Raw genomic sequence first — 19350 nt, forward strand, 5'->3', positions numbered from 1 at the left:
CGGACGGCCGCGCGGGAGCGCCTTGCTACGGAATGTTACTGACGTCCCCCGACGTGCCGCACGCTACTCATCCTGCGTTCCGGCCGGGCTGGCCGCTCTGCTGGCGGCTTCCTCCGGCTGCAGCCTGCCCCGCCGCGCCTGCTCCAGGATCCAGACCCGGATTGCGCTCGACAGGTTGCCCATGCGTGCAGCGTCGATGTCACTGACCATCTGGTTGATGGTCTTGTTTTCCTGGGTGGCCAGCGTCTGCAGCGCTCCCCAGAAGGCTTGCTCCAGGGAAATGCTGGTCCGGTGGCCACCAACCACAACGGAACGTTTCTTTACCGTTGTCGGCATCGTCACCCTGCCCGGCCGGGCGGCCGCGACGGGGACTGCTTAGCATTGGCAGATTTCCGCACCAAGACCGCCTCCCTCTGCAGCGTGATGGCCGTCACCAGTTACCGTCAGGAAAGTTCGGCGCAGAATTCCTGGATGCGCGAGCAGGCATCCTTCAGCGCTTCGGTTGACGTAGCGTAAGAGATGCGGAAATGCGGGCTGAGGCCGAAAGCCTCGCCAAACACCACGGCAACACCCTTCTCTTCCAGCAGGGCGTTGCAGAAATCCTGGTCGGTATTGATCTTCACCCCACCCCTTGAGGTCTTTCCGATCGCGCCGGCACAGCTGGGATAGACATAGAAGGCACCTTCCGGCTTCGGGCAATGGATGCCCTTGGCCTGGTTCAGCATGCTGACGACCAGGTCGCGGCGCTGCTTGAACACGGCATTGTTCTTCGGGATGAAATCCTGCGGGCCGTTGAGGGCCTCGACGGCGGCGGCTTGGCTGATTGACGACGGATTCGAGGTCGACTGCGACTGCAGGTTGGCCATCGCCTTGATCAGCGGCTGCGGGCCGCCGGCATAGCCGATGCGCCAGCCGGTCATGCAATAGGCCTTCGATACGCCGTTCATGGTCAGCGTGCGCTCATACAACGCCGGCTCGACTTGGGCCGGCGTGGTAAAGACGAAATTGTCGTAGACCAGATGCTCGTACATATCGTCGGTCAGGATCCAGACATGCGGATGGCGCAACAGCACGTCGGTCAGCGCCTTCAGTTCATCGCGGGTATAGGCGGCGCCCGAGGGATTCGACGGCGAATTCAGGATCACCCACTTGGTTTTGGCCGTGATCGCCTTTTCCAGCGCATCGGCACGCAGCTTGAACCCGTCCTCGGCCTTGCCGGTCACGAAAACGGGGGTGCCGCCGGCAAAGTTGACGATATCGGGATAGCTGACCCAATACGGCGCCGGGATGATCACCTCGTCGCCCGGATTCACCGTGGCCAGCAGGGCGTTGAACAGCACCTGCTTGCCGCCGGTGCCGACCGTAATCTGTTCGGGCTTGTAGGTCAGGCCGTTCTCGCGCTTGAACTTTTCGACGATCGCCTGCTTCAGCGCCGGCGTGCCGTCCACATCGGTATAGCGTGTCTCGCCCCGGTCGATGGCGGCTTTCGCCGCCTCGCGGATGTTCGCCGGCGTCTCGAAATCGGGCTCGCCGGCGCCCAGGCCGATCACGTCGCGGCCGGCAGCCTTCAGGGCGCGGGCCTTCTGGGTGGCGGCGATGGTGGCGGAAGGCTTGATGCGGCCGAGAGCATCGGACAGGAACGGCATGGTATCTGCGACTCCTAGCGCGGAGGATAGGGAAAAATGCGGGCGAACCATACGTCTGCCGCCAGGGCAGCGCAACCGGGCATGCCGGCATTTCCGGCCACCCTGCCGGAAAAGCGGGCAGGGCGGCCAAACCGCAGGCAGCCGGCAGGTTACGCCTGTGGTCAGGGCCGGATTCCGCCGCCGGGCCAATGATGGCCGATTGGTCCCGGAATTGCATACAGTTTGCCCTGGACCTGTGTTCGATTCGCCCTTGGCGGCCATGCGACCCCCGGCATAGACTTGCCGGCCTGCGCCGAGCCGACCGAGCCAAGAATCGGCCAGGATGACGCTTACGGGGAGACCTCTGACATGACGTTCGTTCGTTCCATCGCCTATGCCGCCGCCAGCCTGGCGCTGGCCGCCGGTCTTGGCGCTGCCGGCCCTGTCGCCGCGCAGACCAAGCTGAAATTCACCCTCGACTGGGCCTTCCAGGGGCCGACCTCGGCCTTCCTGCTGGCCGAGCAGAAGGGCTATTACAAGGCCGAAGGGCTCGACATCACCATCGATGCCGGCCAAGGCTCGGCCGGCGCGCTGCAGCGCGTGGCCACCGGCGCCTATGAGATGGGCTATGCCGATATCAATGCCCTGATCGAATACAACGTGAAGAACCCCGACAGCCAGGTGAAGGCTGTGATGATGGGTTACGATGCGCCGCCATTCGGCGTCTACGCCCTGAAATCCTCGGGTATCAAGACGCCGAAGGACCTCGAGGGCAAGAAGCTTGGTGCTCCGGTCTTCGATGCCTCGTTCAAGCTGTTTCCTGCCTTCGCCGCCAAGGTCGGCATCGACAAGAGCAAGGTCACCCATATCAACCTTCAGCCGCCGCTGCGCGAACCGAGCCTGAAGAATGGCAGCGTCGACTTCATCAGCGGCCACTATTTCTCGTCGATCCTGGATCTGGAAAAGATCGGCGTGAAGGCCGATGAGATCGTGGCTTTCCCGTATGCCGATTTCGGCATGGATTTCTACGGCAATGCCATCATCGCCTCGCCGAAATTCATCAAGGAAAACCCGGCTGCCGTGAAAGCCGTGGTGAAAGCCACCATCAAGGCCTGGAAGGAAATCGCCGCCAACCCCGAGATCGGCGTGAAGGCGACCAAGACCCGTGACGGCCTGACCGACGAGGCACTGGAAATGAAGCGGCTGAAGCTGTCGCTGGAGCGCAACGTGCTGACCAAGTGGGTCAAGGAGAATGGCTTCGGCGGCGTCGACATGGCCCGTCTGCAGCGTTCGTCGGATGCCGTGGCCGCCGCCGTCGGCCTGCCGAGGGCCCCGGCCGCCAGCGAACTGTTCGAGGAAGGCTTCCTGCCGCCCAAGGCTGAACGCATGATGCCGTGATCGGCGGCGTAAAACCTGCTATCAGGAAAGGCGGCGGGGCAACCCGCCGCCTTTTTCTTGTTCCGGATTGCCGTATCGCCTCCCGCAATGACCGACTCTTCCAGTCCCCCCTACCTGGCGGACAGCCGGGCCGGGCCCACCCGCACCGATTGGACGGCCGTGGTCGCCGTGCTGGCCGCCGGCGTCATCATATCGATGCAGATCGGCAAGCTGCCGCCGCTGCTCAACACCTTGCGCACGGAATTCGGCCTTGATCTGGTGTCGGGCGGTCTGCTCGCCTCTTCCGTCAGTCTGCTGGGTGGCGTCATCGGCATCGCGGCCGGCTTCATTTCCGACCGCATCGGGGGCCGGCGCAGTCTGGTATTCGGCCTCATCATCGGCGCCACCGGCAGCATGGCCGGCGCATTCTGCCACTCGGTCGTTCCGCTGCTCGCGGCGCGGCTGCTGGAAGGCCTGGGATTCGTCCTCACGGTGGTGGCCGGACCGGGGCTGATCGCCATGGCGGCACGAACGGATCAGCGTCATCTGGCGCTGGGCTTCTGGAGCAGCTACATGCCTTTGGGCGTGACCTTCGGGATGCTCGGCGCCCTGCTGGTCGGGATCGTGTTCGACTGGCGCGGCCTGTGGCTGGCCATGGCGGTTTTCCTGCTGATTGCCGCGATCCTGCTGCACCGCATGACGGGCGGCATTCCCCAGCCCCGTGCGCGTCGCTTCAACGCCGCCGTGCTGCGCCGCCCCGGCCCCTGGCTGCTGGCGGGCTGTTTTGCCTGTTACACCACGCAATGGTTCTCCATCGTCACCTGGATGCCGACCTATTTGCATCAGAGCGGCAGCCTGGACGATACCGGTATCGCGCTCGGCACCGCCGCCGTGGTGCTGATCAATGCCGTTGGCACCACGGCCGCGGCCGGCCTGATGCATCGTGGCCTGCCGCGATGGCTGCTGATTGCCGCGGCCGGCCTGGTCATGGCGGTATTCGGTCTTCTCAGTTTCGCACCGGACATGCCGGTGGCAGGAAAAATCGCCTGCGCCATGGCGGCCAGCGGCTTCGGCGGCATGCTGCCCTCCGCCGTGCTAGCCAGCGTGCCGGTCGAGGCGCGTGAACCATCCGAGATCGCCACCGTCAACGGCGTGGTCATCCAGCTTCTCAACATCGGTTCCTTTGCCGGCCCACCGGCACTGGCCGCCCTGGTCACCTGGTTCGGCGGCTGGGAGAACGGCCGCTGGCTGCTGCTGGCCGCCGGACTGGCCAGCATGGCGCTGGCGCTGGGCCTGCGCGCCGTCGAGCGGCAGCGGAGTAGAACAGCATGAAGTTTGACCGTGGCGATGCCTATCTGCTGCTGACCGTCATAATCTGGGGCAACACTTTTCCGACGGCAAAATACGTGCTGGGCGTGCTGCCGCCCAATGTCTATGCCTCGACCCGGTATCTGCTCGCGGCCGTCACGCTCATGATCGTGCTGGCATGGCGCGAGGGGCTGCGCCTGCCGCGCCGGCAGGATCTTCTGCCCCTGATCGGTTTCGGCCTGCTCGGCATCACGCTGATGCAGTTGTTGTGGACCAACGCACTGTCGCTGACTGCCGCCTCGAAAGGCGCGATCCTGGTCGCGGTGTCGCCGATCTGGGCCATGCTGATCTCAACCTTCCGCGGCCAGCGCCCGTCCATCCTTTCCTGGGCCGGCATCCTGATCTCGTTCGGCGGCGTGTTCCTGGTTATCAACAACAGCATCACCACGATCACCGTGGGCGGCGGCTCGCTGCTCGGCGACCTGCTGTTTCTGGGCGTTGCCTTCTTCTGGGCCTGTTATTCGGTTTTCGCGCCGCCATATCTGGCGCGGCTGGGCGCATTGTATGTCTCGGCCTGGTCCATGCTGTTCGGCGCGATCGCACTCAGCCCGGCCATGCTGTTCGGCATCGCCGATATCGACTGGGGCGCCGTGACGGCACTGCATTGGGCCGGCTTCCTGTTCACCGCGATTTTCGCTGGCGCGCTGGGCTATCTGTTCTGGTACGAAGGGATTGCGCGGCTGGGTGTGGCGCGTTCGGTGGTCTATTCCTACCTCATACCGGTCTTTGCGCTGCTTTCAGCCGTCAGTTTCCTTGGCGAACACGTCTCGGCCATCCAGCTGATCGGTGCGGCGATCGTGATCGGCGGCCTGGCCCTCACGCGCATCAGTGCCGGTAGAGCCTGATCAGCTCTCGGCGATCAGGCACAGGGCCGGCGCGCCATCGGGCAGGCTGACCGGCTCGACGGCGATCACCACCAGACCCTCCGCCTTGGCCATTTCGCGCAGGTCGGCCTCGCTGCATGCTGTGGTGACAGCGATGAACACCCCGGCCAGCGCCAGGGCAATCTTGACCGCCGAGAATACGGCCGGCAGGTCCTGCTCCCGATCCAGAAGGTCGGCGGCCAGCATCAGGTCGTAATGGTCCGGTCGCGCTTCCAGGAACGGGATCGTTGCGTCGGTATCGCAATCGTCATACAGGCCCGCTTCAAAGGCGCGGCGGCTGCGGTCGGGATCGGCCGAGACCATGTCCAGATGCTGGGCCAGGTTGCGCAGGTCGGCGACGTGGCGCCCCATGCAGCCGCCTATATCGAGCGCCCAGCCGACGGCGAAATCGCTGCCGATCATGCGCCGGGCGGCGTCCAGCAGGATCGCCGATGACGGCGCGTCCAGGCCCTGGATCAGTTCGTCGGTCGACAATGCCGCGAGCGGATCTGCCGGCGCCAGTGGCTGCGGCCGCAGGGCGAAGACGTAGCCGCGAACCGGCCTGCCCTCTTCCTGCCGGAGATCACCCTCTTCCAGCGCCACCATCTCGAAACCAGCCTCGGCAGCTCGCTTGCGCAGATAGGTTTCGCCATGCTGATAGCGACCGGTCTTGGATGCCGTATAACGCGCCTCCACGCCCTTCTCGACCGTGGCGATGAACAGGCCATCCGGCTTCAGGCAATCATGCACGGCCATGAACAGGGCCCGCAGATCGCCGAAATACGACAGCACGTCGGCGGCCAGCACTAGGTCATAGGCCGCCGGCCGCCTGAGCAGACCGACGACGATCTCGCCAACGATGAGTTCGTCGTACACATTGCGCTGCCGCGCCTTGTCGATCATGCGGGGCGACAGGTCGATGCCATCGAGGCGACGGACCAGGCCTTTCAGCTCGGGGCCGAGCAGGCCGGTGCCGCAGCCCAGATCGATGCTGCGCTCAGCAACGCGCCCGTCCAGCAGCCGCGCCGCCATTCCGGCCACCTGCTGCGGCGCCTTGTAGTCGAGCCACCCGACCAGCTTTTCATCGAAGCTGTCGGCGAAAGCATCGAACAGCCCGGCGATATAGTCGGCATTGGCTTTTTCCGGCGCCTGGCCGGACAGAACGGCGGCCATGTGGCGCGCCTCGGCATGGTCGGGGCGCAGCGCCAGCAGGCGGCGATACGTCAGCAGGGCATCGGCGCGCCGGTCCAGCCGGGTCTGCAGCCGGGCCATCTGATGCAGCAGGATTTCCGAATCGGGATTGACGGCAAGAGCCTGCTGCAGCTTGGCGAGGTTGGCCGCCATCGTCTCGCCCACGCGCAACTGCGCCAAAGCGGAATGGACGCGATCGATCTGCTCGGGTTGCGGCGGCTGCACCGGTACGGCGGCCTTCACGCCGCCCAGGCCGAGCAGCATGTCGGAAACCGATGACGGCCCGGCGGCGGGCGCGACCGGCCGGCGCGGAGACATTCCCCCGCCCCGCTTCTTCTGCGCTCGCCGCTCCCGCCGGTTCATCGCGCGATGATCAGCCGCGCGTCAGCGGCTTGTAGCGGATGCGGTGCGGCTGGTCGGCATCGGCACCCAGGCGGCGCTTCTTGTCGGCCTCGTAATCCTGGAAGTTGCCCTCGAACCACTCGACGTGACTGTCGCCCTCGAAAGCCATGATGTGCGTGGCGATGCGGTCGAGGAACCAGCGATCGTGGCTGATCACGATGGCACAGCCGGCGAAGTTGAGCAGCGCCTCTTCCAGCGCGCGCATGGTATCGACGTCAAGATCGTTGGTCGGTTCGTCGAGCAGCAGCACGTTGGCGCCGGATTTCAGCATCTTGGCCAGATGCAGGCGGTTGCGCTCACCGCCCGAGAGCATGCCGACTTTCTTCTGCTGGTCGGCACCCTTGAAGTTGAACCACGAGCAATAGGCGCGGCTGGGCACCTCGCGCTTGCCCAGCAGGATCATGTCGTCGCCGTTGGAGAGTTCCTCCCACACGGTCTTCTTGTCGTTCAGGCTGTCGCGACTCTGGTCCACGTAACCCATCTTCACGCTGTCGCCCACGCGCAGCGTGCCGCCATCGGGCTGTTCCTGGCCAGTGAGCATACGAAACAGAGTGGTCTTGCCGGCGCCGTTTGGACCGATGATACCGACGATGCCGCCCGGCGGCAGCTTGAACGACAGGTCGTCGATCAGCAGGCGGTCGCCGAAGCCCTTGCTCAGATGCTCGGCCTCGACCACCACGTTGCCCAGGCGCGGGCCGGGCAAAATGGTGATCGACACCTGGTCAGCCACCTTCTCGCTCTGTTGCGCCAGCATTTCCTCGTAGGCCTTGAGACGGGCCTTGGACTTGGCCTGGCGCGCGCGCGGGCTCTGGCGCACCCATTCCAGTTCCTGGGCCAGCGACTTGCGCCGCGAATCCTCTTCCTTGCCTTCCTGGGCCAGGCGTTTTTCCTTTTGCTCCAGCCAGGACGAGTAATTGCCTTCCCACGGAATGCCCGAACCGCGATCCAGCTCGAGGATCCAGCCGGCCACGTTATCGAGGAAGTAGCGATCGTGGGTAATCGCCACCACGGTGCCCTCGTATTCGTGCAGGAACCGCTCCAGCCAGGCCACCGATTCCGCATCCAGGTGGTTGGTCGGCTCGTCGAGCAGCAGCATGTCGGGCTTGGACAGCAGCAGACGGCACAGCGCCACGCGACGCTTTTCACCGCCCGACAGCTTGGTCACGTCGGCGTCGCTGGCCGGGCAGCGCAGCGCATCCATGGCGATCTCGACATTGCGCTGCAGGTCCCAGGCATTGGCGGCGTCGATCTTTTCCTGCAGCTCCGCCTGCTCGGCGATCAGCGCATTCATCTCGTCGTCGTCAGTGACTTCGGCGAACTTGTTCGAGACTTCCTCGAAGCGGTCGAGCAGGGCCTTGGTCTCGGCCACGCCCTCCATCACGTTGCCCAGCACGTCCTTGGCCGGATCGAGCTGCGGCTCCTGCGGCAGGTAGCCCACCTTCACGCCATCGGCCGCCCAGGCCTCGCCGGTGAAATCCTTGTCCAGGCCGGCCATAATCTTCAGCAGGGTGGACTTGCCGGCGCCGTTCAGGCCGAGCACGCCGATCTTGGCGCCTGGCAGGAAGCTGAGCCAGATATCCTTCAGCACCTGCTTGCCGCCCGGATAGGTCTTGCCCAGGCCCTTCATCACGTAGATGTACTGGTAACTCGCCATGTCATGCTCCGGCGGTGGAAGACCGCGAAAAGTCATCAAAAATGTCGGCCGAGTTGTATAGAAATGATGGCGCGCGCGCAATGCGGGGCGTCCCAGCGGCGGCGCACCGGGGTCCTTAAACGACGGCCGATTACAGTGGCTTAGCGATTCAGGCCAGCATCAGGGCCCGCACATGGGCAGCGGAGGCGCTGGCCAGGGCATTCAGGTCGTAACCGCCCTCCAAGACGGAGACCACCCGGCCTGCCGCGGTGCTGTCGGCCACTTTGAGCAGTTGCTCGGTGATCCAGTAATAATCCTGATCGAGCAGTTGAAGCTGCGCCAGCGGATCGCTGGCATGGGCATCGAAGCCGGCCGAGATCAGCAGCAGTTCGGGCGCAAATCCCTCCAGCTTGGGCAGCAGCACTCTTTCGACGGCATTGCGGAAATCCGCCGAGCCGGCGAAGGCGCGCAGCGGCAGGTTTACAATGTTGTCCGCAACGCCTTTCTCATGTGCCGCCCCGGTGCCGGGATACAGCGGATACTGATGGGTCGAGGCGTAGAAAAGATCCGGATCGGCAGCGAAGGCGGCCTGGGTGCCATTGCCGTGATGGACGTCGAAATCGATCACCGCGACGCGCCGCAGGCCCCATTGCGCCCGGGCATGCTGAGCCCCGATCGCCACATTGTTGAACAGGCAGAACCCCATCGCCTGGTCGGGTTCGGCATGATGGCCCGGCGGCCGCACGGCACAAAAGGCATTGCGCAGGTCGCCCTGCATTACGGCATCCACCGCGGCGCAGACCGCTCCCGCCGCCCTCAGGGCCGCCTCTCCGGAACCCGGGGAGACGACCGTGTCGCCATCCACATAGCGCAGGCCGTTGGTCGGGATCGCGCGCATCACCCGGTCGACGAAATCGCCCGGATGCACCCGGGCAATCTGCTCGGCCGAGGCGCGGGGAGCCTCCCGGCGGTCGAGATACAGGAATTCCTCGGCCTCCAGCCGGGCCAGCACAGCGCGCAGCCTTTCCGGGCATTCCGGATGCCCTTCTCCCGTATCATGCGCAAAGCAGGCGGAATGGGAATACAACCCGGTTACCATGCGACCAGCCCGTCTCTTCCCGCAGTGACCATTTTTGGGCCTCCTCCCGCCTGCCTTGATAACGCAATTTTGGCAGGACCTTGCTCGACCGCACGTATACAATAGATCATGTTACTGACGATCCCGGCAATGCCCCTCGCCGCGAGGCGCCAGCAGGGCCAGGCATAGGATGGCTGGATATACCAGCGGCCAATGGGGGATCGTGGGGATGGGGGAAGCCGGCGGACATCGCCGGCCGGTGAAAGATATTGGATCAGGGTAACGGAACGTCATGAAGCTTTGGGGTCAGGTAATTGTAGTGGGTACGATTGCGGCCGCCGCCGGTCTGGCCTTCGTTTATCGCGACAATCTGCCATTCATCGGCAAACCCGAAACGGCAACCGCCACCCGCAATGCCGGTCCGCCCCCGCTGCCGATCGATTATGCTCCGGTCCGGCGGATGGACATCACCCGCACGATCGAGGCCGTTGGCACCGCCCAGGCCAATGAAGCCGTGACCATCACCGCAAAGGCCACGGGACTGGTCGAGCGCATCAATTTCCAGGAAGGCCAGCATGTGAAGGCAGGCAGCATCCTGGTGGAACTCGACGCCGCCGAAAGCTCGGCCAACATCTCGGCACTGCGCGCTGCGCGCGATGCGGCCAAGCTGGCCTATGACCGCGCGCTGCAGCTTGTCGAGACCAAGGCCGTGGCCCAGGCCCGCGTGGATGAACTCGGCAAGGCTTATGAGGCGACGGAAGGCCGTCTGCGCGCCGAACAGGCCAAGTTTTCCGACAGCGTGATCCGCGCGCCATTCTCGGGCAAGCTCGGCTTGCGCAAGGTCAGCCTGGGCGCCCTGGTGCGGCCCGGCGACGTGATCACCACCCTGGACGACACCACGCTGATCAAACTGGAATTCGAGATTCCCGAAACCGTGCTGAGCGGCGTGGCCGTCGGCAATAAGGTGACCGCGATGGCCGGCGCGCTGCCGAACCGCAAGTTCGAAGGCACGCTGAACACCATCGACAGCCGCATCGATCCGGCCACCCGGGCCGTGCGTGTGCGCGCGATGATCGCCAATGCCGACGACGTGATCAAACCCGGCATGTTCATGACCGTGGCACTCAGCATCGGCAAGGTGCCCGATGCACTGATGGTGCCCGAGGAATCGCTGCTGGCCCAGGGCGGCGAGCAGTTCGTGTTCGTGATCCGCGACGGTCGCGCCACCCGCACCCGCGTCACCATCGGCCAGCGCGTGCCCGGCCTGGCCCAGATCACCAATGGCCTGCACGGCGATGAGCAGGTCGCCGTCACCGGCCTGCAGCAGTTGCGCGACGGAGCCCGCGTCCGCCCGGCGACCCCGCCTGTATCGGGCTCGCCGGACGCGAAGACCGCCGGCTAAACCGCGCAGCACGGAGCGCACGCCATGGTTCTTTCCGATATCTCGATCAAGCGCCCGGTCTTTGCCACCGTCCTGTCGCTGGTGCTGATCATCTTCGGGCTTTTCGCCCTGCGCGCCATGTCGGTGCGCGAATATCCCGATATCGACCCTCCCGTGGTCAGCGTCACCACCATCTACCGCGGCGCTTCGGCCGAGATCATCGAAAGCAAGATTACCCAGGTGATCGAGGATGCAGTCGCCGGCATCGAGGGCATCCGCGCGATCACGTCGACCAGCCGCGAGGAATCCAGTTCCGTCAGCATCGAGTTCAACCTGACCCGCAATGTCGATGCTGCTGCCAATGATGTGCGCGACAAGGTCAGCCGCGTCATGTCGCGCCTTCCGGACGAAGCCGATCCGCCGACCATCGCCAAGACCGAGGCCGATGCCCGCCCCATCATCTACATCGCCTTGTTCAGCGACCGGCTCTCGCTGCTGGAACTGACCGACTACGCCGACCGCTACCTGGTCGACCAGATGTCGATCGTCGATGGCGTCGCCTCGGTGAATCTTTACGGCGCCCGGCGTTATGCCATGCGCGTGCATCTCGACCGCATGGCGATGGCCGCCCGCAACGTGACCGTGCAGGATATCGAGGAAGCCATCCGCCGGCAGAATGTGGAACTGCCATCGGGCCGCGTCGAGAGCAGCATGCGCGAATTCACCGTGCGCGCCGAGTCCGGCCTGCGTTCGGCCCAGCAATTCGCCAATATCGTGCTGCGCGAACAGGATGGCTACCTGCTGCGACTGAGCGAAGTGGCAAAGGTGGAACTCGGCGCCGAGGATGAACGCACCGAACAGCGGGTCAACGGCACCACGGCGGTCGGTCTCGGCATCATCCGCCAATCCAAGGCCAACGCCATGGATATCTCGACTGGCGTCAATGCGGCGATCGAGCGCCTGAAGCCCACGTTGCCTGCCGGCGTCACCATGGAGGTCGGCTACGACCAGTCGAAATTCATCAGCCAGTCGATCTATGAGGTCTTCCACGCCCTGATGGTGGCGCTTGGACTGGTGATCGGCGTGATCTTCCTGTTCCTGCGCTCGTGGCGCGCCACTCTGATCCCGGCCGTTGCCATTCCCGTTTCCGTCATCGGCTCCTTCATCATCATCGGCGCGCTGGGTTACTCCATCAATGTCCTGACCCTGCTGGCGCTGGTCCTGGCTATCGGCCTGGTGGTCGACGATGCCATCGTGGTGCTGGAAAACATCCATCGCCGCATCGAACTGGGCGAGCCACCGCTGCTGGCATCCCTGCGTGGCGCGCGTCAGATCGGCTTTGCCGTCATCGCCACCACCATCGTCCTGATCGCCGTTTTCGTGCCGATCTCCCTGATGGAAGGCAACACCGGCCGTCTGTTCCGCGAATTCGGCATCTCCGTGGCCGCCTCGGTGCTGTTCTCCGGCTTTGTCGCTCTCACGCTGACGCCGATGATGTGCTCGAAGCTTCTGCACGAAGCCAAGGACGAAGGCTGGTTCTATCATGTGACGGAAAAGTTCTTCGTCGGCATGTCGAATGGCTATGGCTGGCTGCTGCGCAAGGCACTGGGCGCGCCCGTGGTCGTTCTGGCCCTGGGCGGCGTCGTTTCCCTGGTTGCCTACCTGATGTTCCTGGCGATTCCGCGGGAATTCGCGCCGACGGAGGATCGCGGCGTGTTCTTCATCCCGGTGACCGGCCCGGAAGGTGCCAGCTACGACTACACACGCAACAACGTCATCAAGATCGAAGGCGCCCTGAAGCCTTTCGTCGACAGCGGCAACGTCACGACCGTGCAGTCATTTATCGCGCCGGCCTGGGGCGGCCGGCCCTCGCCGGTCAATTCCGCCTTCATGGTGGTGCGGCTGAAGGACTGGTCCGAACGCGAGGTGAAGCAGCAGCAGATCGTGCGCGAGGCCTTCCCGAAGCTGCTGTCGCTCACTGGGGTGCGGGCCATCGCCGTCAATCCGCCCAGCCTGGGCCAGCGCGGTTCGCAGGCACCGGTGCAGTTCGTGATCGGCGGTCCGACCTATCCCATTCTCGATGGCTGGGCCGACCGGATTGTCGAGCGGGCGCTGGAGAATCCCAAGCTTCTGGGTGTCGACAAGGACTACAAGCCGACCCGGCCGGAAGTTCGCGTCGCCATCGACCGCAACCGCGCCGCCGACCTGGGCGTGCCGATCGAGACGATCGGCCGCACGCTGGAAACCATGCTGGGCTCGCGCGAGGTGACGCAGTTCCAGCGCGAAGGCAAGCAGTACAAGGTGATGGTTCAGGCCCAGGCCGAGCAACGCGTCACGCCCAGCGACCTGAACAACATCTACGTGCGAGCCAATGGTGGCCGACTGGTGCCGCTGGCCAGCCTGGTGGCCATCACCGAAGGCGCCGCGGCGCGCGAACTGAACCGCACCGACCGGCTGCGGGCCGTCACCATCTCTGCATCGCTGGCGCCGGACTACACCTTGGGCGAGGCCCTCGACTATCTCGACAAGGTGGCGGCAGAAGTGCTGCCGCCGGAAGCCCGCGTCAGCTACGCTGGGCAGAGCCGCGAGTTCAAGGATACCTCGGCGGCCATCTATCTGACCTTCGCCCTGGCGCTGATCATCGTCTTTCTGGTGCTGGCCGCCCAGTTCGAAAGCTGGATTCATCCGACCATCATCATCTTCTCGGTGCCGCTGGCGGTCACCGGCGCACTGGGTGCATTGCTGTTCACCGGAACCACGCTGAACGTATACAGCCAGATTGGCATCATCATGTTGATCGGCCTGATCGCCAAGAATGCCATCCTGATCGTCGAATTCGCCAACCAGCTTCGCGACGAGGGCAAGACCGTCCTGGAGGCCGTGACCGACGCCTCCGTCGTCCGGTTGCGCCCCATTCTGATGACCACGATCGCCACCATCTTCGGCGCATGGCCGCTGGCCTTCGCCAGCGGCGCCGGCGCCGAGTCGCGCTCCGCCCTGGGATGGGTGATCGTGGGCGGCATGAGCTTCGCCACCCTGCTCAGCCTGTTCGTGGTGCCGGTGCTCTACAACCTGCTGGCCCATTACACCAAGCCGGCCGGCTTCATCGCCCGCAAGCTGACCGAACTGGAAAAGCGCCCGGACGTGGACACGGCAAAACCGGAAGCGGCCGAGTGACTGGGTGACTGGCCGCATCGTCTAGGTTACTGGTTGATAACCTAGACTGGGAATGGCGGGCGGGCTCAAATACTCCCCGCCCTCCCCCTGCCTGATGCATCCGTATCGTTATGACACCTAAGCACGACCTCAAAAATCCCGACCACATCGCTTTCGGCACCGCCGTCGCCAATGCCCAGGCGGCCGTGGCCGGTCTGTCGGACCAGTATATCGGCTGGGTCAATGCCGACCTCAAGCGGCTGGATGCCGCCATCAGCGCCGCCCAGGGCGGCACCGATGCCGACAAGCTGCGGGCCGTCTATGACGTGGCGCATGACATCAAGGGACAGGGAAGCACTTTCGGCTATCTGCTGGTGACCGATATCGGACAACTGCTGTGCCGCTATGTCGACGAAGCCATCCGGCGCAAAAAGGTCGATGTCGATATCATTGCCGCCCATGTCGCGGCGCTACGAACCGTGGTCGACAACCGGATCCAGGGCCAGGCGGGCGAGCTTGGTGCTGAAATCCTCGATACCCTGCGGTCCGCAGCAGCGAAAAGCTTCGCCTGATCGTCAGGTTTTCCGCCCATCGGTTCCGCGCCGAAAGGGCCCGGCATAATCCGCGCGCACCTGGCGCCGGCGGTCGGGGCCGAAATAGCTTTGCTCGCGCACGAATTTGCGCGGCCGCTCGATGATCTCGCGCAGCCGGGCTTCGACGGCCTTGGCCGAAGGCGGCAAGACCAGGATTTCATTCACCCCGGTATCGAGCGCGAGCCGCGCGCGCTCGCGGGTGACACTGGTGGTGGCGATGATGAATGGCATGAACGGATTGGGGGAAGCCGTGTCCCGGCGCAGCCGCCGCACCAAACTCAATCCGCCTTCGTCGGGGCCGGCTGCCGGGCCAGGCAATTCCCAGCGGCAGATCACCGCATCGATCTTGCTGCCATCGGCGGTTTCCGCGGCCCTGTCCGCCAGGCTGGTCCATGCCTGCGATACGCCCGACACGCAAAGCGGCCGCCGGATGCCCAGGCCAGCGAACAGGCTGCGCCAGGTCGCCAGCATGCTGGGCTCGGCCTCGACGAGCAGCAGATCGAGACGGCTGAGATCGTAGGGCATCGCGTTTCTCCCCGCCGCGCCCTTTACTTGCAACGCAGCGGCATGGCCTTCTGTTACTACAGATCAGCGGAGTAGGAAAATGCCCTCGGCCCCTCCAGACGACATCCATTATTACGATCCGGCGCAGGGACACGGTCTCGCCCATGATCCGTTCAAGGCCATTGTGGGTCCGCGACCGATCGGGTGGATTTCCTCCTGCGACCGCGACGGCCGCGTCAATCTTGCGCCCTACAGCTACTTCAACGCCTTTCACGACAAGCCGCCGATCCTTGCCTTCGGCAGCAGCGACTGGAAAGACAGCGTCGCCAATGTCGAGGCGACGGGTGAATTCGTCGCCAATCTGGCAACCCGGCCGCTGGCCGAGGCAATGAACCGCACCTCTGCGCCGGTGGCGCACGGCATCGATGAATTCAGGCTGGCCGGCCTGACCCCCGCGCCCTGCCGGCAGGTGCGGCCGCCCCGTGTGGCCGAAAGCCCGACCGCGCTGGAATGCCGGCTGCTGCAGATCGTGCGCCAGCATGATCTGCAGGGCCGGGCGCTGGATGCCTGGATGGTGATCGGCCAGGTGGTGGGCGTGCATATCGCCCGGGCCTACATCCGTGACGGCCTGTTCGACACCGCGGCGGCGCGGCCGATCATGCGCGGTGGCTACGCGGCCGATTATTTCGAGGCCACGCCGGAAACCCAGTTCCGCATGCGCCGCCCCACCGCCTGATCGTCGATGCCGGATTCATCACGCTGCATTGCAGCATCCTCGCGCCGCGGTTGCAGTCTGGCGACGGGCCGGCCTGCGACCCCTCGCCGCGCCCGGAACCGGCCAGCCCCTCTAGCCAGCCCGGCGCCTGGGGCGCTAATATCCGGCACCAGCACAGGAATTTAACGCCGAAGGCAGATTGCCTAGCGGCCCTGACCAGGCAGTTACAGCCCCATGGATTACGAAGCCCTCTTCGGCCAGGCGGTCGACAAATTGCGCGCGGAAAAGCGCTATCGGGTTTTCACCGAACTGGCCCGGAATTGCGGCAGCTTTCCGGTTGCCGACAATTACAGCGGCATCGGCCCGGCCAAGATCACCATCTGGTGCTCGAACGATTATCTCGGCATGGGCCAGCATCCGGCGGTGGTCGGGGCCATGCAGCAGGCGGTGGCCAAATTCGGCGCCGGCGCCGGCGGCACCCGCAATATTTCCGGCAACAGCCATGCCGTGGTCGAACTGGAAGCCGAACTGGCCGACCTGCATGGCAAGGAGGCCGCTCTGGTCTTCATGTCAGGCTACATTGCCAATCAGACCTCGCTTGCCACCCTGGCCAGGCTGCTGCCCGGCTGCGTCATCCTCTCGGATGCCGACAACCACAATTCGATGATCGAGGGCATTCGCCAGTCCGGCTGCGAGCGCCACATATTCCGTCACAACGATCTGGCCCATCTTGAGGAACTGCTCGAGGGCCTGCCCGCCGAGCGGCCCAAGCTGATCGCCTTCGAAAGCGTCTATTCCATGGACGGAGATATCGCGCCGATCCATGCCATCTGCGACCTGGCCGACAGATACGGCGCCATGACCTATCTGGACGAAGTGCATGCGGTCGGCCTCTACGGCAATCGCGGCGGCGGCATCGCCGACCGCGACAATGCGATGCAGCGTCTGCACATCATCCAGGGCACGCTGGGCAAGGCCTTCGGCGTGGTCGGCGGCTATATCACCGGCCCGAAGACGATGGTCGACGCCGTGCGCTCCTATGCCCCGGCTTTCATCTTCTCCACCGCCATGCCGCCGGCCATCGCCGCCGCCGCCACGGCCAGCATCCGCCATCTCAAGCAGAGTCAGGCCGAGCGCACCCGCCATCAGGAACGCGCCGCCACCCTGCGCCGCATGTTGCTCAATGCCGGCCTGCCGGTGCTGGTGAACCAGAGCCATATCGTACCGGTCATGATCGGCGATCCCGCCCTATGCAAGGCCGCGTCCGACATGCTGCTGGCCGACCACGGCATCTACATCCAGCCGATCAACTACCCCACGGTGCCACGCGGCACCGAGCGGCTGCGCATCACCCCCACGCCGGTCCATACCGACGCGATGATGCAGGCCCTGACCGCGGCCCTGCTAGATGTCTGGCAGCGCCTGGGGCTCAGCCGCCAGGCCGCCTGACCCCGGCCCTGACCGGGACTTCTTCGCGCGGCGGGCGGCAATATTTCCGTTCCGTTTCCAAATTTTTATCTGTTTGTGGCCTTCCTGTATGGCATGAACGGTGGAGTCGAATGAACTACCTGTAGTAGTTTCATGACTCCATCCTTACGTGTTTCCCAGGCCGCAATGTCCCAGCAGGTTTTCCGTTCGCTCACGGATTTCGGATTTTCCATCCCGCAGCTCCAGATACTGCGGGAGCGTCTGAGCGTGCCGCAATTCGTCTATTTCTCGGGCCCGGCCGGCGGCGGCAAGACCAGGGCCGCCCTGATGGTGGCCTGGACCTATTTCCAGGCCCTGAACCGGCCGATCCGTTTCGACGGCCAGGACATGAGCACCGACCAGATCCGTCAGGCCGCCAAGGAACATAATGCCGGCATCCTGTTCAACGACATGGCCTCGGTGCATGATTATATGAAAGCCGGCTACTGCCTCGACTGCCGGATGATCGCCTTGGGCATCGCCTTCGACGGGCCCGCCGTCGCTGCCCAGGCCCATGCCTACCTGCTGGCTTACCTGCCCGGATTGGCGACTCGAAATGATGTCACCGTGATCGCTGTCGGCCGCGACGACGAGGAACCGGACAATCCCTTCCACAGCGTCGATCTCTTCGCGGCCTGAACCCCGCCTTCGCCTCTGCGCCATCTTGTCGCGCATTCCGAGTCTTGGCCGGCTTCGTTTGATCTTGATCAACGCCGGCCGGGCCCGCCTTGCCATCATGCCCGCGCGATGTCCCTCCCCGGACGCGCGGAGCAGGCACCGCCGAGAGTCTGGCGGGGCGGATAATCACAATGGAGCACATCATGCGTATCGGTAAATCTCTCGCGGCCGCGGCGGGCGCGGCCCTTCTGCTGCTTGGCTCGGTCCCTTTTGATGCCTTCGCTCAGGACGGCAAGTCAGCCGGCGATATCATGGTGCGCGGCCGCATCATTGGCCTGCTGCCCGATGAGGATTCGACGGTTACGGTCATCGGCGGCGAAGTCGATGCCAGCAATGCCTTCACCGGCGAAATCGACTTCTCCTATTTCTTCACCGACAACATCGCGGCCGAACTGATCGCCGCCACCACCAAGCACAAGATGCAGGTGGACCGCAGCAGCAGCGGCGATGTCGGCCTGGGGAATGTGTGGCTGCTGCCGCCGACCCTCACCCTGCAGTACCATTTCATGCCCAAGCAGGCCTTCAGCCCCTATGTCGGCCTCGGCGCCACCTATGCCGTCTTCTACAACGAGAAGGTGGCCAGCGGCCTGCGCAGCGTCGATTACGACAATGCCTGGGGCGTCGCCCTGCAGGCCGGCTTCGACTACAAGATCGCCGGCAACTGGTACTTCAATGCCGACGTGAAGAAAATCTTCCTGAATACCGACGTGAAGGTGGTCACCAACGCCGGCACCGTGATCAATGCGGATGTCGACCTCGATCCGTGGGTGGTCGGCATCGGCGTCGGCTACAAGTTCTGATCAGGCATCCGGACTCGGTTCGCCGGGTCCGGTCCGCCCTCGGGTCGGGTCCGGCGGTTCGTCCACCCTCGCCGCCGGACTGCAGCCCGACGCCTCCGCCGCCTGGCGGGGGCGTTTTTTTGCCTGCTGGCCTGCTTGACCCCCTCGGCACGGTCCGCATCATGGGCGGCCCGAACGCGCCCAGCCGGCAGGATCAGCCATGACCATCCATCCAGAATTGCAACGCCTGCGCGACAGCATCGACAATATCGATGCCGCGCTGATCCACATGCTGGCCGAGCGTTTCAAATGCACGCAGGCCGTAGGCCGGCTGAAGGCCGCCGAGAACCTGCCGCCGGCTGACCCGGCCCGCGAGGCGCGCCAGATCGCCCGGCTGCGCCAGCTTGCCGAAACCGCCAGGCTGGACCCGGATTTTGCCGAGAAATTCCTCGCCTTCATCGTGCGCGAGGTGATCCACCATCACGAGGCGATCGCCGAGCAGGCGAAGACCGGCCCGGCGAAAGCCTGACGTGACGGCAG

17 protein-coding genes are annotated in these 19350 nt (G+C 64.7%); 11 read left to right on the forward strand and 6 right to left on the reverse strand.

Annotation, left to right across the window (positions count from 1 at the left end; all coding sequences use genetic code 11):
• Positions 1-63 precede the first annotated feature (63 nt).
• Positions 64-336: a ribbon-helix-helix domain-containing protein gene (locus ACK4FK_RS02155; RefSeq protein WP_409740457.1), complete on the reverse strand. Its 273-nt coding sequence runs from the start codon at positions 334-336 to the stop codon at positions 64-66.
• Between the two features lie 107 nt (positions 337-443).
• A complete protein-coding gene (locus tag ACK4FK_RS02160; protein WP_409740460.1) occupies positions 444-1646 on the reverse strand; it encodes a pyridoxal phosphate-dependent aminotransferase in 1203 nt (400 codons plus the stop codon).
• Positions 1647-1994: 348 nt separating this feature from the next.
• On the opposite strand from ACK4FK_RS02160, the gene ACK4FK_RS02165 reads away from it, so the two are divergent.
• From ACK4FK_RS02165 to ACK4FK_RS02175, 3 genes are all read left to right on the forward strand, one after another.
• Complete coding sequence (locus ACK4FK_RS02165) at positions 1995-3023, forward strand: ABC transporter substrate-binding protein (protein WP_409740463.1); 1029 nt, start codon at positions 1995-1997, stop codon at positions 3021-3023.
• An 87-nt stretch (positions 3024-3110) separates the two neighbouring features.
• Positions 3111-4334: a CynX/NimT family MFS transporter gene (locus ACK4FK_RS02170; protein ID WP_409740466.1), complete on the forward strand. Its 1224-nt coding sequence runs from the start codon at positions 3111-3113 to the stop codon at positions 4332-4334.
• The gene (locus tag ACK4FK_RS02175) at positions 4331-5215 is read left to right on the forward strand and encodes a DMT family transporter (protein WP_409740469.1); all 885 of its coding nucleotides are present in this window, start codon (positions 4331-4333) and stop codon (positions 5213-5215) included. The genes ACK4FK_RS02170 and ACK4FK_RS02175 overlap by 4 nt, the downstream gene beginning before the upstream one ends.
• Here ACK4FK_RS02175 and ACK4FK_RS02180 read toward each other — a convergent pair whose 3' ends face one another.
• The 3 genes from ACK4FK_RS02180 to ACK4FK_RS02190 all read right to left on the reverse strand — a co-directional run bounded on the left by ACK4FK_RS02180 (position 5216) and on the right by ACK4FK_RS02190 (position 9558).
• A complete protein-coding gene (locus ACK4FK_RS02180; RefSeq protein ID WP_409740472.1) occupies positions 5216-6742 on the reverse strand; it encodes a methyltransferase domain-containing protein in 1527 nt (508 codons plus the stop codon).
• 55 nt (positions 6743-6797) lie between these two features.
• Positions 6798-8480: an energy-dependent translational throttle protein EttA gene (gene ettA / locus ACK4FK_RS02185; RefSeq protein ID WP_409740474.1), complete on the reverse strand. Its 1683-nt coding sequence runs from the start codon at positions 8478-8480 to the stop codon at positions 6798-6800.
• Positions 8481-8628: 148 nt separating this feature from the next.
• Positions 8629-9558 carry a histone deacetylase family protein gene (locus ACK4FK_RS02190; RefSeq protein WP_409740477.1) on the reverse strand — a complete coding sequence of 310 codons (930 nt, stop codon included), beginning with the start codon at positions 9556-9558 and terminating at the stop codon, positions 8629-8631.
• Between the two features lie 298 nt (positions 9559-9856).
• On the opposite strand from ACK4FK_RS02190, the gene ACK4FK_RS02195 reads away from it, so the two are divergent.
• The 3 genes from ACK4FK_RS02195 to ACK4FK_RS02205 all read left to right on the forward strand — a co-directional run bounded on the left by ACK4FK_RS02195 (position 9857) and on the right by ACK4FK_RS02205 (position 14646).
• Positions 9857-10939 carry an efflux RND transporter periplasmic adaptor subunit gene (locus tag ACK4FK_RS02195; RefSeq protein ID WP_409740479.1) on the forward strand — a complete coding sequence of 361 codons (1083 nt, stop codon included), beginning with the start codon at positions 9857-9859 and terminating at the stop codon, positions 10937-10939.
• Between the two features lie 24 nt (positions 10940-10963).
• The gene (locus ACK4FK_RS02200; RefSeq protein ID WP_409740482.1) at positions 10964-14095 is read left to right on the forward strand and encodes an efflux RND transporter permease subunit; all 3132 of its coding nucleotides are present in this window, start codon (positions 10964-10966) and stop codon (positions 14093-14095) included.
• 110 nt (positions 14096-14205) lie between these two features.
• Positions 14206-14646, forward strand: a complete 441-nt coding sequence (locus tag ACK4FK_RS02205) for an Hpt domain-containing protein (RefSeq protein ID WP_409740484.1) — start codon at positions 14206-14208, stop codon at positions 14644-14646.
• Positions 14647-14649: 3 nt separating this feature from the next.
• On the opposite strand, the gene ACK4FK_RS02210 is transcribed toward ACK4FK_RS02205, so the two are convergent.
• The gene (locus ACK4FK_RS02210) at positions 14650-15192 is read right to left on the reverse strand and encodes a response regulator (RefSeq protein ID WP_409740486.1); all 543 of its coding nucleotides are present in this window, start codon (positions 15190-15192) and stop codon (positions 14650-14652) included.
• 79 nt (positions 15193-15271) lie between these two features.
• Here ACK4FK_RS02210 and ACK4FK_RS02215 point away from each other — a divergent pair, with 79 nt between their 5' ends.
• From ACK4FK_RS02215 to ACK4FK_RS02235, 5 genes are all read left to right on the forward strand, one after another.
• Complete coding sequence (locus ACK4FK_RS02215; RefSeq protein WP_409740488.1) at positions 15272-15907, forward strand: flavin reductase family protein; 636 nt, start codon at positions 15272-15274, stop codon at positions 15905-15907.
• A 213-nt stretch (positions 15908-16120) separates the two neighbouring features.
• Positions 16121-17335 (forward strand): 5-aminolevulinate synthase, encoded by a 1215-nt coding sequence (hemA, locus tag ACK4FK_RS02220; protein ID WP_409740490.1) that lies wholly within the window; start codon positions 16121-16123, stop codon positions 17333-17335.
• 165 nt (positions 17336-17500) lie between these two features.
• The gene (locus ACK4FK_RS02225; protein ID WP_409740492.1) at positions 17501-17992 is read left to right on the forward strand and encodes a hypothetical protein; all 492 of its coding nucleotides are present in this window, start codon (positions 17501-17503) and stop codon (positions 17990-17992) included.
• A 182-nt stretch (positions 17993-18174) separates the two neighbouring features.
• On the forward strand, positions 18175-18831 hold the full coding sequence (locus ACK4FK_RS02230; RefSeq protein WP_409740494.1) for an OmpW/AlkL family protein: 657 nt from the start codon (positions 18175-18177) through the stop codon (positions 18829-18831).
• A 199-nt stretch (positions 18832-19030) separates the two neighbouring features.
• Positions 19031-19339: a chorismate mutase gene (locus ACK4FK_RS02235; RefSeq protein WP_409740496.1), complete on the forward strand. Its 309-nt coding sequence runs from the start codon at positions 19031-19033 to the stop codon at positions 19337-19339.
• The last annotated feature ends 11 nt before the right edge of the window (positions 19340-19350 follow it).

Origin of the sequence: Ferrovibrio sp. (assembly GCF_046297895.1) — a bacterium.
Taxonomy (GTDB): Bacteria; Pseudomonadota; Alphaproteobacteria; order Ferrovibrionales; family Ferrovibrionaceae; genus Ferrovibrio.

Bases quoted from the DNA above. Each gene is read 5' to 3' on its own strand.
- ACK4FK_RS02155 (WP_409740457.1), bottom strand. From the start codon at position 336: ATGCCGACAACGGTAAAGAAACGTTCCGTTGTGGTTGGTGGCCACCGG.
- ACK4FK_RS02160 (WP_409740460.1), bottom strand. From the start codon at position 1,646: ATGCCGTTCCTGTCCGATGCTCTCGGCCGCATCAAGCCTTCCGCCACC.
- ACK4FK_RS02165 (WP_409740463.1), top strand. From the start codon at position 1,995: ATGACGTTCGTTCGTTCCATCGCCTATGCCGCCGCCAGCCTGGCGCTG.
- ACK4FK_RS02170 (WP_409740466.1), top strand. From the start codon at position 3,111: ATGACCGACTCTTCCAGTCCCCCCTACCTGGCGGACAGCCGGGCCGGG.
- ACK4FK_RS02175 (WP_409740469.1), top strand. From the start codon at position 4,331: ATGAAGTTTGACCGTGGCGATGCCTATCTGCTGCTGACCGTCATAATC.
- ACK4FK_RS02180 (WP_409740472.1), bottom strand. From the start codon at position 6,742: ATGTCTCCGCGCCGGCCGGTCGCGCCCGCCGCCGGGCCGTCATCGGTT.
- ettA (WP_409740474.1), bottom strand. From the start codon at position 8,480: ATGGCGAGTTACCAGTACATCTACGTGATGAAGGGCCTGGGCAAGACC.
- ACK4FK_RS02190 (WP_409740477.1), bottom strand. From the start codon at position 9,558: ATGGTAACCGGGTTGTATTCCCATTCCGCCTGCTTTGCGCATGATACG.
- ACK4FK_RS02200 (WP_409740482.1), top strand. From the start codon at position 10,964: ATGGTTCTTTCCGATATCTCGATCAAGCGCCCGGTCTTTGCCACCGTC.
- ACK4FK_RS02205 (WP_409740484.1), top strand. From the start codon at position 14,206: ATGACACCTAAGCACGACCTCAAAAATCCCGACCACATCGCTTTCGGC.
- ACK4FK_RS02210 (WP_409740486.1), bottom strand. From the start codon at position 15,192: ATGCCCTACGATCTCAGCCGTCTCGATCTGCTGCTCGTCGAGGCCGAG.
- ACK4FK_RS02215 (WP_409740488.1), top strand. From the start codon at position 15,272: ATGCCCTCGGCCCCTCCAGACGACATCCATTATTACGATCCGGCGCAG.
- hemA (WP_409740490.1), top strand. From the start codon at position 16,121: ATGGATTACGAAGCCCTCTTCGGCCAGGCGGTCGACAAATTGCGCGCG.
- ACK4FK_RS02225 (WP_409740492.1), top strand. From the start codon at position 17,501: ATGTCCCAGCAGGTTTTCCGTTCGCTCACGGATTTCGGATTTTCCATC.
- ACK4FK_RS02230 (WP_409740494.1), top strand. From the start codon at position 18,175: ATGCGTATCGGTAAATCTCTCGCGGCCGCGGCGGGCGCGGCCCTTCTG.
- ACK4FK_RS02235 (WP_409740496.1), top strand. From the start codon at position 19,031: ATGACCATCCATCCAGAATTGCAACGCCTGCGCGACAGCATCGACAAT.